At 71.4% G+C, this 13,178-nt stretch carries 10 protein-coding genes; 3 read left to right on the top strand and 7 right to left on the bottom strand.

Translation table 11 applies throughout. From position 1 onward, the window contains the following. Positions 1–6: 6 nt before the first annotated feature. Complete coding sequence (locus tag NX780_RS18375; protein WP_258829324.1) at positions 7–2,223, top strand: bifunctional serine/threonine-protein kinase/formylglycine-generating enzyme family protein; 2,217 nt, start codon at positions 7–9, stop codon at positions 2,221–2,223. Positions 2,224–2,304: 81 nt separating this feature from the next. Beyond that, positions 2,305–3,213 carry a pirin family protein gene (locus tag NX780_RS18370; protein WP_258829323.1) on the top strand — a complete coding sequence of 303 codons (909 nt, stop codon included), beginning with the start codon at positions 2,305–2,307 and terminating at the stop codon, positions 3,211–3,213. 204 nt (positions 3,214–3,417) lie between these two features. Here the strand turns inward: NX780_RS18370 and NX780_RS18365 are convergent, their stop codons facing one another. The 3 genes from NX780_RS18365 to NX780_RS18355 form a co-directional block, all read right to left on the bottom strand. Next, on the bottom strand, positions 3,418–4,953 hold the full coding sequence (locus tag NX780_RS18365) for an FHA domain-containing protein (RefSeq protein WP_258829322.1): 1,536 nt from the start codon (positions 4,951–4,953) through the stop codon (positions 3,418–3,420). 101 nt (positions 4,954–5,054) lie between these two features. Further along, the gene (locus NX780_RS18360) at positions 5,055–6,050 is read right to left on the bottom strand and encodes a PP2C family protein-serine/threonine phosphatase (protein ID WP_258829321.1); all 996 of its coding nucleotides are present in this window, start codon (positions 6,048–6,050) and stop codon (positions 5,055–5,057) included. 42 nt (positions 6,051–6,092) lie between these two features. Next, the gene (locus tag NX780_RS18355; protein ID WP_258829320.1) at positions 6,093–7,292 is read right to left on the bottom strand and encodes an MFS transporter; all 1,200 of its coding nucleotides are present in this window, start codon (positions 7,290–7,292) and stop codon (positions 6,093–6,095) included. A gap of 181 nt (positions 7,293–7,473) precedes the next feature. Between NX780_RS18355 and NX780_RS18350 the strand changes: the two genes are divergently transcribed. Further along, a complete protein-coding gene (locus tag NX780_RS18350) occupies positions 7,474–7,932 on the top strand; it encodes a GNAT family N-acetyltransferase (RefSeq protein WP_258829319.1) in 459 nt (152 codons plus the stop codon). Here NX780_RS18350 and NX780_RS18345 read toward each other — a convergent pair. The 4 genes from NX780_RS18345 to NX780_RS18330 are packed head-to-tail and all read right to left on the bottom strand — an operon-like array spanning position 7,822 to position 13,143. Then, complete coding sequence (locus tag NX780_RS18345; protein WP_258829318.1) at positions 7,822–8,355, bottom strand: SH3 domain-containing protein; 534 nt, start codon at positions 8,353–8,355, stop codon at positions 7,822–7,824. The genes NX780_RS18350 and NX780_RS18345 overlap by 111 nt on opposite strands. Next, positions 8,352–9,890, bottom strand: coding sequence for a hypothetical protein (locus NX780_RS18340; protein WP_258829317.1), 1,539 nt, complete (start codon positions 9,888–9,890; stop codon positions 8,352–8,354). Before NX780_RS18340 ends, NX780_RS18345 begins: the two co-directional genes overlap by 4 nt. Continuing rightward, positions 9,860–12,184 (bottom strand): FtsW/RodA/SpoVE family cell cycle protein, encoded by a 2,325-nt coding sequence (locus tag NX780_RS18335; protein WP_258829316.1) that lies wholly within the window; start codon positions 12,182–12,184, stop codon positions 9,860–9,862. The genes NX780_RS18340 and NX780_RS18335 overlap by 31 nt, the downstream gene beginning before the upstream one ends. Further along, positions 12,181–13,143 (bottom strand): protein kinase domain-containing protein, encoded by a 963-nt coding sequence (locus tag NX780_RS18330; protein ID WP_258829315.1) that lies wholly within the window; start codon positions 13,141–13,143, stop codon positions 12,181–12,183. The genes NX780_RS18335 and NX780_RS18330 overlap by 4 nt, the downstream gene beginning before the upstream one ends. Positions 13,144–13,178 lie beyond the last annotated feature (35 nt).

The following is a 13,178-nucleotide window of genomic DNA, read 5'->3' as shown; positions in this document are numbered from 1 at the left end:
GAAGCGATGCAAACGGCCATCGACAAGATCCGCGAACTGCGTGCCCTGCACGAGGATGGCCTGCTGAGCCGCCAGGAATTCGACCTGCGCAAGAACGCGATCCTCGATGCCGAATACGCCCCCGCGCAGGAGGCCCCGGAGGCCGCGCAGCTCCATTCCGTCCCCGCGCGCGCCGGCACCGAGATCGGCCTGATGGCCGGCCAGGAGGTCGGGCCGCAGAACCGCCGCTACCGCCTCGAGCGCCTGATCGCCCACGGCGGCATGGGCCAGGTGTGGCAGGCCACCGACCTGGCCACCCATGCGGAGCTGGGCCACAGCGCCCAGGTGGCGCTGAAGATCCTGCCGCCCCAGCTGACCCAGTCGGCCAGCCACGCCAAGCTCCTGATCCAGGAAGCCACCCGTGCGCGCCGCCTGGCGCACGAACACATCGTGCGGGTCTATGAATGGGCGCAGGACCCGGCCACATCCAGCTATTTCATCATCATGGAATGCCTGGAGGGAGAAGACCTGGACAGCCTGCTGGCGCGCGAAGGCCGCCTGCCGCTCGACCGGGCGCTGGCCCTGCTCGACCCGGTCGCGGCGGCGCTGGACTACGCCTGGGACAAGCATGGCCTGGTCCACCGCGACATCAAGCCGGCCAATGTCTTCCTCACCAAACGCGGCGACGTGAAACTGCTCGACTTCGGCATCGCGGCGCGCGCACGGGCGCCGTCGCCGCTCGACGCGCCGGCCAGTTCCGGCACCGCCGGCTACCGCGCACCCGAGGCGGGAAATCCGGACTGCGTGCCGGCGCCGAGCCTGGACGTGTACGCGGTCTCGATGATGATCTGCCAGATGCTGGACGGCGCGCTGCCCGCGTCGAACGGCCACATGCCGGCAGGGCTGACGCCGCGTCAATGGGAAGCGCTGCGCGCCGGTTTTGATCGTGATTCCGCGGCGCGGCCGCCCAGCGTGCGTGCGCTGCTGGAACACATCCGCAAGGCTGTCGGCCCCACGCCGGAGGAAGTCGCCCGCGAGGAGGCACGGGCCCGCGCCGAGCAGGAGCGACGCGAACAGCAGCGCGAACGCGAGCTGGCCGCGCGGCGCCAGGTCGAAGAGCAGGCCAAGGCCGCCGCCAGGCTGCTCGTCGAGCGCGAGCGCCGCGAACAGCGGCGCGCCGAGCGGCTTGCCGCCGAGGCGGCGCGCGAGGCGCGCAAGGAGCAGCTGCGCCAGCAGCTGCTGGCCAAGCGCGAGGAGGAAGTCGCGAAGGCGCGCCTGGCCCAGGAAGAGGCGCAGCGCAAGGCGGCCCAGGCCAAGGCCGCGGCAGCCTACCTGGTGCAGCAGAAACGCGCACGCGCGCTGCAGGCGGCGCGCACCGCCGACGAGCTGGCCAAGTTGATGCCGACGCCGGGCAGCCCGGTGGCCGATGGCGACGGCGTGCTGTGCGATCCGTTCCTGGACGGCGCCGGCAGCGGTCCGTCTCTGGTCCTGATCCCGACCGGACGCTTCCAGATGGGCTCCCACGAACACGAACGCAAGATCGCGATGGCGGCCGGCGCCCAGAAAAAATGGCTGGAACGCGAGACGCCCCAGCGCTGGGTCGGCATCGAACGCCCCTTCGCCATGGGCCGCTATCCGGTGACGGTGGGCGAGTGGCGCGTCTTCGTGCAGGCCACCGGCTGGGAGCCGACTGGCGAGGTGAACTGGGCCGCGCCCGGCTTCCCCCAGACCGACGCCCATCCCGTGGTGGGCGTGACCTGGCACGATGCCCGGAACTACCTGGCCTGGCTGTCCGCCGCCACCGGCAAACGCTACCGCCTGCCGACGGAAAGCGAATGGGAATACGCCTGCCGGGCCGGCACGAGAACCGCCTTCAGCTTCGGCGACACCATCGGCCCCGAGCAGGCCAATTACGACGGCACCTTCACCTACAACGGCGGGCCGCGCGGTGCCTACCGGGCCGGCACCACGCCGGCCGGCATGTTCCCGGCCAATCCCTGGGGCCTGTACGACATGCACGGCAATGTGTGGGAGTGGGTGCAGGACGTGGTGCACGACAACTACGAAGGCGCTCCCCTGGACGGCAGCGCCTGGGAAACGGGCGGCGACCCTGCGCGCCGCATCCTGCGCGGCGGCTCCTGGCTGTACAACCCGCGCTACCTGCGTTCGGCGCTGCGCAACGGTTTTTCCAGCGTGCTGTCGAACGATATCGTGGGCTTCCGGGTCGTGCGCGACCTGCTGTAAGCCGGGCCTGTCCTCCGGCAGGCGCCGCAGGGGCGCGGATGGTGTACAGTTGCAGGATCGATCACACCCGGAGGAATCGCCATGTCCATCGCCCACCTGTTCAAATCGCATGACAAGGACCTCGGCGGCGGCTTCACCGTGCGGCGCATCCTGCCGGCCGCAAGCCGCCAGTCGGTCGGTCCCTTCCTCTTCTTCGACCACATGGGGCCCGTCGAAGCCCAGCCCGGCGCGCGCCACGATGTGCGTCCGCACCCGCACATCGGCCTGGCCACGGTGACTTACCTCTTCGAAGGCGCCATCATGCACCGCGACAGCCTCGGCACCGAGCAGCGCATCGAGCCGGGCGCGATCAACTGGATGACGGCCGGCAGCGGCATCGTCCATTCGGAGCGCACGCCGGAGGACCTGCTGGGACAGGTGCGCCGCACCCACGGCCTGCAGCTGTGGGCCGCGCTGCCGCGCGAATACGAAGAGGCGCCGGCCGCCTTTTCCCATACGCCGGCCGACCAGATCCCCGAAATCGCCTTCGAGGGCGCGACCGTGCGCGTGCTGGTCGGCACCGCCTTCGGCAAGACGTCTCCGGTGCCGACCTTCAGCCAGACCTTGTACCTGGACGTGCAGCTGGCGCCGGGCGGCGCCGTCGCGCTGGATGGCCTGCCGGACGAAAGCGCCGTGTATGCGCCGATGGGCGCCATCGAGGTCGATGGCGAGGCGATTCCCGGCAATACCATGGCGATGCTCGAGCCGGGCGCCGCGGTGCGGGTCTCCTCGAGCGCCGGCGCGCGCTTCGTGCTGATCGGCGGCGCGCCGCTGGACGGACGGCGCTACATCTTCTGGAACTTCGTTTCCAGCAGCCGCGAGCGCATCGAGCAGGCCGCGCGCGCCTGGGAAGCCGACGCCTTCGTGCCGGTCCCCGGCGACAACGAGCGCATTCCACTGCCGGCCTGGCCGGCCGCATGGAAGCACGAGGCGCCGCGCGAACAGGATTGATGGAAGGCTACGCTGCGCGCGTCCCTTCCTCCGAGGTGTAAGCTGGAATTCCCGAACGGGTTTTTATGTTACGCAAACGAAAGGACGCGCCATGAAAATTCCAGAACACCTCAGGATCCCGGTCATCGTGTTCGCCCTGCAGGCGGCGCTGCTGGCCGGCACTTCCCTGGTCTTCCTGATCCTGCGCCCGACCGGCCTCTAGGCTCAGGCGTCGAGCCGGACCGGATGAACGCGCCGGCGCTCGCCGGCGCGGGCCAGCTGTACGCGCGTCTCCGGATACGGCTGGGCGGCGAAGCGCAGCTGCTGGCCGAAGCCGCGCAGGCGCTCCAGCAGCACGCCCGGTGCCAGCGGCATGTCCTGGCCGCCGGCCGGGTCGCGATGCCAGAAGCCGCCGTCGCGGTGGAACAGCAGCGGCAGGCCGGCCGCGCGCGGACTGCTTGCCGCCTGCTTGCCGATCTCGTGCGCCGGATCGACTTCCGGCGCCAGCACCATGAAGGATTCCGCCTGCGCGCCCGCGTCCACGCGGTGCAGGACCACGCCGTGCGGGAGCAGGGCGGTCACTTCCAGCTCGACCACGCCGCGGATGCTGGCCGTGAGCGCGATGCGCATGCCCAGGCGCAGCAGTACCGGGGTATGCTTGCCCGGCCAGACCCCGTCCAGCAGCAGGCCGTAGCGCGACACGTCCTCGATCTCGAAACCGTGGCGGCCCTGGCGGATCACGGCGTGGCGTCCGGAGAGGCGGCGGGTCAGGCCGCCGCGTTCCTCGCCATGCTCGCCGTGGTGCATCAGGAGCAGGTCGGCTTCCGGATCGATCTCTTCGAACCTGCCGAGCACGCACTCGTCGAGCGCGAACAGGCGCAGGTGGCGCTGGCTGCCCGAATCGGGCTCCGCCTGCACCAGGCAGGCGCTGTCCGCCGGGCAGGGATGCCTGGTATCCGCCTGCGGCACGTCGATCTCGATCAGGTCTTCATCCCATGCGATGGTCGACATCGCGAGGTCGACCTTGCCGCTGCTGTCACGCGCGTCGCGCAGGTCGACATTCGCGATCGAGGCATTGCGGGCGGTGACGTCGATGTCGACCCGGCCGCCGCCCGGCGCCTGGACCCGCGCGATGCCGGCGTCGTCGGCGACGACACGTACGTTCTTGTGGGTGGCTAGGAAGGTCTGGTGGATCTCGCCCAGGCTGGCGTCCAGCCGCGGCACCAGGATCACCGGCGAGCAGGTCCAGGTACGGGACGCATCAAGGCGCTGCGGATGGCGGCTGTGCAGCTCGATCTCGATGCGGTACTGGCCGTGTTCCAGCCCGCGCGAGGAGAATTCGAGGAAGACCGGGCGCCAGTCGCCGCGCGAAGTGCGGTGGAAGACGAAATGCTCGCCGTCGCGCAGGCGCAGGCTGGACCGCACCAGCATGCGCACTTCGGCCGAGCAATCCATGGGCATGCCGCGCAGCTCCAGCTTGATCGCCTGGCGTCCGCCGGCGGCGCGCGGGTCGAAGCCGCTGATGTGCAGTTGCGGGCGCTGCAGGGCGGGCCCGGCGCTCGCGGCTTGCGGATGCAGGGGCGCGGCCACGGCGCGGTTGGCGCGCAGGGCGCCGATGACGTCGAAACTGGACGGCAGGCCGGCGCGTGGCCCCGGTGCTTCCTGGTCCTCAGGCTGCGGATGCCCGTGGGCGCACGCGGCCTCGCCGGGCATGACCCAGACGGTGCAGTGCGGATGATCGGGATTGCGGCAGCGGCTCATGTGCAGACAGATACGGAGGACCTTGCAAGCTTAGCCTGTTTTACGGCCGGGTGGCGCACCGGGTTCGTTGATTAGCAACATTATTTTCTGTTGGGAATATATTAACTCAAGGCATCGCTGGGCAGGGCGGTCTCATCCGGGTGGCAGAGGAGGGGACGCAGCACCAGGGCCGTCAGGTTGTCGGGCTGCAGGCCCTCGGGCGGCGCCTCGTCCATGGCGGCAAACAGGCGGCCGACCATCGACGCCGCATCCGGCAAGCCGCCCAGCAGTGCGGGCCAGCGGGCGACGAAGGCGGCTGGCGTCGCGCAGGACCAGAATCCGTCGGTGGCGAGCAGGTAGACCGCGTCCTGGCGCAGCGCGAGTACGCGCCGGTCGGCCAGGCCGCCGAGCCAGGACGGCAGGTTCCATGGCGCCAGCTCATACAAGGGATCGGACAGCTGGGCCGGCTTGCTGAAGGCATTCCCGAGGATGAAAGCCTGGGCGATCTGGGGCGCATGCTCGCCATGCACCTGCTTCCACCAGTCGCGCTCGTCGATCCGTCCACCCAGGGCGGCGGCGGTCGCAGGCACGTGGTCGACCGTAAGCGCACTGGCCCGGGTGGCGTCGATCTCGTACAGGCGGGAGTCGCCCACGTGATACAGGATGGGCGCGCCACCCGCCGGCAGCTCCAGCATGGTCAGCGTGGTGCCCGGCCGGGCGCCGGCCCGGGAAGCGAACTGGCGCTGCAGCCGTGCGTGGAGTTCGTCGAGTTGCTCTGCCAGTGCCGAGGCCGTGCCGCAGGGCGGGATCGCGAGCAGGCCGCTCGCCACCACCTCCGCCGCTTCGCGCCCGTGTCCGTGCCCGCCCATCCCGTCCAGGACGGCGAGCCGGCCGTGTCCGGCCGGCCAGCCGGGCAGCGTGGTGCGCCGCAGTTCCTGGCCCTCCAGCCAGCTGGCAGTGCCGTGCGCGTCGATGACGAGGAAGTTGTCCTGGTTTTCAGGACGCTGCAGCAGGCCCGCGCCACGCCGGCTGGCGACGGCCACGTCGTAGCGTGGAGCGAACTGGAAGTCATGCAGTGGTTCGAAGGCGGTCGGCATGGAGGGGCGATTGGTTGGCAATCCTGCTACTGTACACCTGAACAACAGGGCTCGATGCCGCGATCAGATGGGGTTTTTGCGGCTTCCCGTCGCCAGGACCACGGCGTTGGCCAGCACGCAGGCCCCGGCGGCGCCGAGCGCGGCGCGCACGCCCCAGCGCTCGGCCACCTGGCCCCAGACCACGCTGCCCGCCGCGTAGCCGCCGGACATCACGAACAGGTAGATCGACAGCGTGCGCGCACGCACTTCGGCCGGGAAGGACAGCTGGGCAGCCGCGTTCAGGGTCGATACCGTGGCCGACCAGGCCATGCCCCCGCAGACGATCAGCGGCACCAGCAGGACGAGCGAGCGCGAGAAGGACATCGTCAGCAGCATCGCCCCATACACGGTCAGCGCCGCAGCCAGCAGGCCGGTCTTGTCGACCCGCGCGCGTACCTGCGGCAGGAAGCAGGCGGCCAGCACCGCGCCGCCGCCCAGGCAGCCCATCAGGGTGCCGTAGGTGTTCGACTGCATGCGCAGCACCTCGCGCACGAACACGGGCAGCAGGCTGGCGAACGCGATGGTCGAAAAGAACACCCAGCAGACGTTGCGCAGGATGCGGCGGTAGCGCGCGCAGCCGAAGGCCGTGCGCAGGCCGCAGCGAAAGCGCTCGGCGAAGCCTTCGCGCGCCGGTTGCTGCGGCCCGCCTTCGCGCCACCAGGCCCAGTAGACGCCGAGCAGGCCGGCAAAGGACAGGGCATTGGCCAGGAACAGGGCGCCGGGGCCGATCCAGCCGAACAGCATGCCGCCGAGCGCGGGACCGACGATGGCCGAGAGGTTGTAGGAGAGGTTGTTGAGGGTGGCGGCGGCTTCCACTTCGCTGGGGTCGACCAGGCTGGCCATGGCCGCCTGCCAGGCCGGCCAGATGAAGGCGGTGCCGATGCCGATGGCGAAGGTCAGCACCAGCACCGGGCCGCTCGCCGCCCAGCCGGCGCCCACCAGCACGGCCATGGTGGCCGCGCACAGCGCCATGTAGAGGTTGCAGTAGAAGAGGAACTTGGGCCGGTGGACGCCGTCCGCGACGACGCCCGCCAGCAGGGCGAACAGGAAGACGGGGACGTAGGTGGCCGTCTGCACCAGCGAGGTGATGGCGGCCGATCCGGACAGCGAGGCCACCAGCCAGGCGGATGCAAATGCCTGGATCCAGGTGCCGAGATTCGACACCATATTGGCCAGCCACAGGCGCCGGTAGCGGGCATGGCGCAGGGGTTGCGTCAGTGGCACCTTGCACCGGATCGCGGCCGCCGGGGCTGTTGCCTGGGGGGCGGAGGGGGCGCTGGCGCTGGCATTCGACATGGTGAAAGCAGTGTAGGCGTGCTGCACGGCAACGGTCAATCAAATTGCCGTAAGGAAAATATTTTCTGTGATATTGTGGCGTCCTCCAAACATATTTACAGTGATCGACATGCTGATCCGACCGCTCGAGGCTGCCGACATTCCCGCCGTCGCTGGTTTGCTGCGCGAACTGGCGCGCGAGTACATCGTGCACGAGTCGCCGCCCGAAGGCGCGTCGACCTTCCTCGCCGAGAACGACGAGATGGGCGTACGGGGCTTCCTGGCGCGCGGCCACGTTTATCACGTGGCGGTGGTCGACGGCGAGCTGGCGGGTTTCGTGGCCATACGCGACAACAGTCACCTGTTCCACCTCTTCGTGGGCAAGCGCTGGCACCGGCGCGGCATCGCGCGCGTCCTGTGGGAGACCGCGCGCGAGGCCGCGATCGCGGCCGGCGGCGACGGCGTCTTCACCGTCAATTCATCGAACTTCGCGGTGCCGGTCTACGAGGCCTTCGGCTTCACGCGGGTCGGCCCGACCCAGTGCGCCAAGGGCCTGTACTTCAACCCGATGCGGCTGGACGAAGCGTGAGCCGGCTTCGTCGGCGCGCCGCAGCCACAGGCTGCTCGCCCAGCCGGCCTGCCGGCGCCCGTCCACGAGGGCGCTGACCTCCCACCAGTCGCCCTGGTGGCGGCCGCTGGCCGTGACCCGCGTCCCGGCCGGCAGCACCGCCAGCCGGTGCGACCCCACCCCGACATTCGAGCGCAGGTTCAGGTTGTCCCAGGCGCGGTAGCCTTGTCCCGCAACGGGCAACTGGCCTTGCACGTCCGGTTTCAGCGCGGCCGGCGGCGGCGCAAGCAGCGCATGCAGCAGGCTCCCGACCAGGAGGGTGCCTCCCGCCAGCACGGCGAGCGCACGCGCATTCGCCCGCCGCCACCAGCTGCGCGGCGTGAGCCAGGCCGCCAGACATAGTGTGAGCAGCAGGGCCGCGCCATAGGCCAGGATGGTCATCATGCGTCGAAGCGCAGCACGTAGTGGCCGGCGACCAGGTGGTGGCCGGACGGGATCACATAGGGCTGCTCCGGGGTCGCCACGTCGATCTGGTCCACCATCCGCAGTTCCGCGTCGAGGTGGAACAGGGCCTGGGTATCGGACAGGCGCACGATGCGCAGGCCCTCGCTGCCGGCTTCCCAGCTGAAGGCATTGCGCGACAGGCCCAGACGGTCGGCGCTGGCGGCCAGGCTGCCGTCCAGCTGGCGCAGGAAGTGGGGGGCGTCGAGCACGCGCAGCTGGGCCAGCGCCGGCATGCCGCGCCCGAACACCAGGCGGGTGCCGGCGGCGGCCGGCTGGCTCGGGCCGTGCTCCAGGCCGAGCAGGGCGGCGTAGCGCTCGGCCATCGCGCCCGGCGCCGCATGCAGCTGGACGGCGGCGCCATCGAGCGGCGCGAAGCGGGATGGCACGGCGACGCGCTGGCGGCCGTCGGCCGTGATGGCATGAACCTCGTCGGCATCGTCGACGGCGAAGCGGATCAGGTTGTCCTTGCCGGGGGAGCTCGGGGCCAGGTTGGCGCCCAGGCCGACTTCGAGCGCCTGGGCGCCGGTGTCGCGGTAGCGGCTCAGGCGCGGCAGCGCCAGGGCGGCCAGGGTGATGCGGTGGCGCGCGACCGGGGCGTAGGTGGCGTCGTTCTCCGGCACGGCCGGCGTCGCTGCCGCCGCGGGAACGGCGAGCGGCATCGCCGTCAGCTCGATGTCCGGCGCGGTGCGGCTCTTCCAGACCGCCGGCGGCCGGGCCGAAGGCGTGGCCGGCGCCTTGCCCGGGGCGGCCGGCCGGCCCCCCGCGGCGCGCTCGATGCGCAGCAGCAGGCGTGGGCCGGCGCCGCCCCTGGCGCGGATCACATAGTAATTGTTGGCGGCATCGAAGCGGCAATCGAGGGCGTCCTTCGGCCGCACCTGGATCTCGAGCGGGGCTTCCGGTCCGTCGTTGATCAGGAGGATGCCGCCTTCGCCGAAGGTCCAGCCGGGCACCGCGTAGGTGGCGTGCTCCGCATCCTGGCCGACCAGGGTCAGGCGTTGTTCCGGATAGATCGCGCAGACCGGCTGCCACACCGCGCTGTCGCGCGAGGCGCTGACCTGGTACAGCAGCTGCTCGCCAGGTGCCGGCAGGTAGACGGCATGGCCGAACTTGACCTTGACCTCGCCCGGCTCCACGGCCTCGGTGCCCACCACGTGGTAGCGCACCTCGTCGCCCCCTAACAGGTCGCCGAAGTCCTTCTGGTGCAAAGCGGCGAGCGACTGGGCCAGGTCGCGCACGCGCGCGCCGCGGGTCAGGTGGCGGTCGTCGTCGACCTCGTCCTGGGGCAGCATCAGGGTCACGTGCGAGAAGCAGCGGGTGGCGGCGCGCCCGCGCTGCTCGCGCGGCGAACGCTCCAGCAGGTCGCGCAGGAGCGGTCGGCGCGAGAACAGCGACAGCCCCGGCGCCTGCCACAGCGCCTCGGCATTGAACACATCGTTGATCCTGGCTAGGACTTCGTGTTGGACATAGACCGGCATGATGAAATCTCCGTTGAAGGTTCAAGGCTCTGAATGCTCGCCATGCCGAACGCTAGCAGGGGGCAGATGAAAAACAGCAGATGCGAGCCGCCGGCCGAGAGGAAACTCATCGGCTGGCCCATGATGGGAAACAGCGCCAGGTTCGTTCCCCAGGACAGCAGGAAGTGCCCGGCCAGGAAGGCCGCGCCGCCGCACAGGAAGAAGCACTGGAAGCGCCCCAGCCAGGCGCGCCGGAAATCCTTGGCGGCCGCGCCTGCGCGCCAGCCGCATGCGGCCGCATGCAGCAGGGCGCCCAGCAGCAGGGCCTGCAGGGTCCACAGCAGCAGGGCGCCGAGCAGGCCGTGGCGATTGAGCAGGAAGGAGGGGGCGAAATCGTCCTGCACGGCCGGGATGCGCAGCGCCTCGCCCGCGGACTGGCCGAGCGTGGCCAGGCCCAGCAGGCCATCCATGCCCAGCCATCCGCCCTCGCTCACGGCGCGCGCGCCCAGCAGCATCTGCTGGCCGGTATGCGGGTGGGCCCCGGGATCGGCCCAGACCTGGAAGCGTTCGGTATAGAAGCCCGCCGCGCCCAGGCTCGGTCCGAGCGCCTGCAGGGCCATGGCGCCCGCCAGCACCGCGCAGCAGGCCGCGCCGAGCAGCCCGGCGGCGCGGCGCCGGCCGCTCGCCAGGCACCAGGCGAGCAGGCTGGCCGTGGCCCAGACCAGCAGCAGGAGCAGCGGAGAATAATCGTCGACCTGGACCAGGGCGACCGCCAGCAGCAGGAGGAACAGCAGCATCGGCGCCAGCGCCCGCAGCCAGGCCTGCCAGCCCCCGCGCCCCTGGCTGCCGCTGGCAAGGGCGAGGCAGTGTGCGCTCAAGGCGGCCAGGGCCAGCTTGGCGAATTCCACCGGCTGGAAATCGAAGACGCCGGTTTCGTCGCCGAAGGCGACCTGCAGCAGCAGCCCGGCCAGTGCGAGGAGCGCGAGCGTCACCAGCAGCCATTCGGTGGCGCCGCGCGAGACCTCGGCCCGCGCCACGCCGTGCAGGAGCAACAGGCCGGCGGGCAGGCCGGCGCCCAGCAGCACGCAGCTGGTCTCGACCTGGCGCAGCCAGGCTGTGTGGCGCGCGCCCAGGCCGAGTTCGAGCTGCACCAGCAGGCCCGCGCCGAGCAGCAGCACGGCGACGGCGCCCAGCAGGAGCGTGCGACGTGGCCACAGCAGCGCGTACCACAAGGCTGCCCACGCGACCACGAGGGCCCAGCCCACGCCGGGCGCCTGGCCACCGCGCTGCATCACCAGCAGCAGTGCAGCGAGACCGGTGATCGCAGCGCCGGCGGCAGCCCGGGGGATGGCGCCCCGCCGCAGCCCGGCGAGGCCAGCCAGCAGCGCGGCTGCGATCCCGGCCACCCAGGCCGCCGGGGACGGCATCGCGAACTGCCACAGTGACCGCTCGATCCAGGTCCATGCGAGCGACGGCGCCAGCTCCGTGCGCGGCTGGGCGAACAGCGCGACCTGGCCGCCTGGGCGCAGGTGCAGGATAGCCCCCGCGATGTCGACGCCCAGCCGGCTGCGGCCGATCACGATGGTGTCCACGCCGTCGAGCAGGTGCTCGCGCGTGGCGGCGTCCTGCCAGCCGTGGGCATTCGACACCGGCACCGGTTGCGAACCGCGCACCTGGAGCGCGAAGCCGTCGTTCGCCGCGCGCAGCAGGGACACCGCGCCGGCTTCCAGGCCGGGGGCGGCGAGCCGGTTGCCGCAGTACAGGTAGCCGCCCGCGCTGACGGGCCGAGGCGCATCGAGGAAGCCCGGAACGATCCGGTTCCACAGCGCCAGCATGCGTGCGCCGGCGCCTGCATCCGGGCAGGAAGGCTGGGCGGCGCCATCGCGCTCCAGGTGAGCCCCGTCGTATTCCCACTGGTGGCCTGCGCCGCGCAGCAGCACGCGGCCTGCGTCGGCCTCGAGTACCTCGAAGCGCGCGGCGCCCAATTGCAGGCGCTGGCCGGCGGCAAGCGGCAGGGTGCCGGTGGCCTGCCTGGCTTCGCCGCGCAGCAGCATGGCCGGCTGGGCGGGATGGGTATTGCGCAGCCACCAGCGCCCCTCCATGTCGCGCCGCACCAGGAACTGGCGCGCATCCGCGCGCGGAGCAGCGAGTTCCGCGCGTCCGAGCGCGGCCGATTCGCCCGGGGCCAGGCGCAGCGCGATCTGTGCAGGGAGGTGGCGCGTGGGCGTGTTCACGAGGGCGGCGAGCTGCAGGGCGCAGACCAGGGCCAGGGCGAGGGCGGCCCACGGCAGGCGGCCGTCGATGCGGGGCTTCACGCTGCCATCCTTGCGCTGCCGCCTGCCATCGCCTCGCGCACGCTGCCAACCATGCGGCTGATGTCGAGCGCGTGGCGCGGCCGGGCGTCCGGTTGGGGCGCGAGCAGGGCGCGCAGCAGGCCGAGGGCCTGGGTGGCGGCGCTTCCGAAGCGGCCGGCGAAGTCGGCGGCTTCATCCCCGCCCAGGATCGGCGGCAGGCCGCCATGGCGCGCGCGCAGGGCGCCGGCGCCAGCCTGGCCGTGCAGGCCGTAGGCTTCGCCGCAGGCTGCCCCATAGCGCAGCAGGCGGCCGCACACGAGGTAATAGAGCAGGGCGCCGAGGGAAAAGTAGTCGCTGCGCTGGCCGGCGAGGTAGCGGCCGTCCGGGCCCGGGAAGAACTGCTCGGGCGCCTGCCACCTGGCGGTGCCGGCATAGGAGTGGGTAGCCGCCTCGAACAGGGGGCGGGTGGTGCCGAAGTCCGCCAGCTTGAGGGTACGGGTGGCGCGCTCGAGGAGGAGGTTGGCGGGCTTGAGGTCGAGGTAGCGGAAGCCCGCCGCATGCACCTTGCCCAGGGCCTGGTTGACCTGGGCGCACCAGTCCAGGGCCTGGCAGGGTGTGATGGGGCGGCCGGCCGCCTGTTCCACGGCGAGCCAGGAAGCCAGGTCGCCGTCCAGCAGTTCCAGGGCCATTGCCGGTAGGCCCGCATGGCTGCCGCTGTCGAGCAGGCGCACGATGTGGCGGCCGTCCCAGGGCGCGAGCCCGGCCAGGAAGTCGATCTCGATGCGTGCGCTGTCGGTCCAGTGGCCGCGCAGGCCGGCTGGCGCGCGCCCCATCTGTTCGGTATTGAGCAGCTTGAGGGCGACCGGGGCGCCGTCCGGGGCCTCGGCACGCCAGACGATCCCGTAGGCCGAGCCGCCGAGCGGCGTGCACAGCCGGTAGTGACCGCGGGTGAGCGAAACGATACTGCCTTGCTGGACCATGCTTGTCTCCGGAGCGGCATCAGCGCCGTTGCCAG

The organism is Massilia agri, from assembly GCF_024753255.1.
GTDB lineage: Bacteria > Pseudomonadota > Gammaproteobacteria > Burkholderiales > Burkholderiaceae_D > Telluria > Telluria agri.
The sequence above is the reverse complement of the archived record's forward strand: the minus strand, read 5'-3'. Positions and strand labels throughout refer to the sequence as shown.

Coding starts and splice junctions, on each gene's coding strand:
- NX780_RS18375 (WP_258829324.1), top strand. CDS start 7: ATGCAAACGGCCATCGACAAGATCCGCGAACTGCGTGCCCTGCACGAG.
- NX780_RS18370 (WP_258829323.1), top strand. CDS start 2,305: ATGTCCATCGCCCACCTGTTCAAATCGCATGACAAGGACCTCGGCGGC.
- NX780_RS18365 (WP_258829322.1), bottom strand. CDS start 4,953: ATGAGCCGCTGCCGCAATCCCGATCATCCGCACTGCACCGTCTGGGTC.
- NX780_RS18350 (WP_258829319.1), top strand. CDS start 7,474: ATGCTGATCCGACCGCTCGAGGCTGCCGACATTCCCGCCGTCGCTGGT.
- NX780_RS18345 (WP_258829318.1), bottom strand. CDS start 8,355: ATGATGACCATCCTGGCCTATGGCGCGGCCCTGCTGCTCACACTATGT.
- NX780_RS18340 (WP_258829317.1), bottom strand. CDS start 9,890: ATGCCGGTCTATGTCCAACACGAAGTCCTAGCCAGGATCAACGATGTG.
- NX780_RS18330 (WP_258829315.1), bottom strand. CDS start 13,143: ATGGTCCAGCAAGGCAGTATCGTTTCGCTCACCCGCGGTCACTACCGG.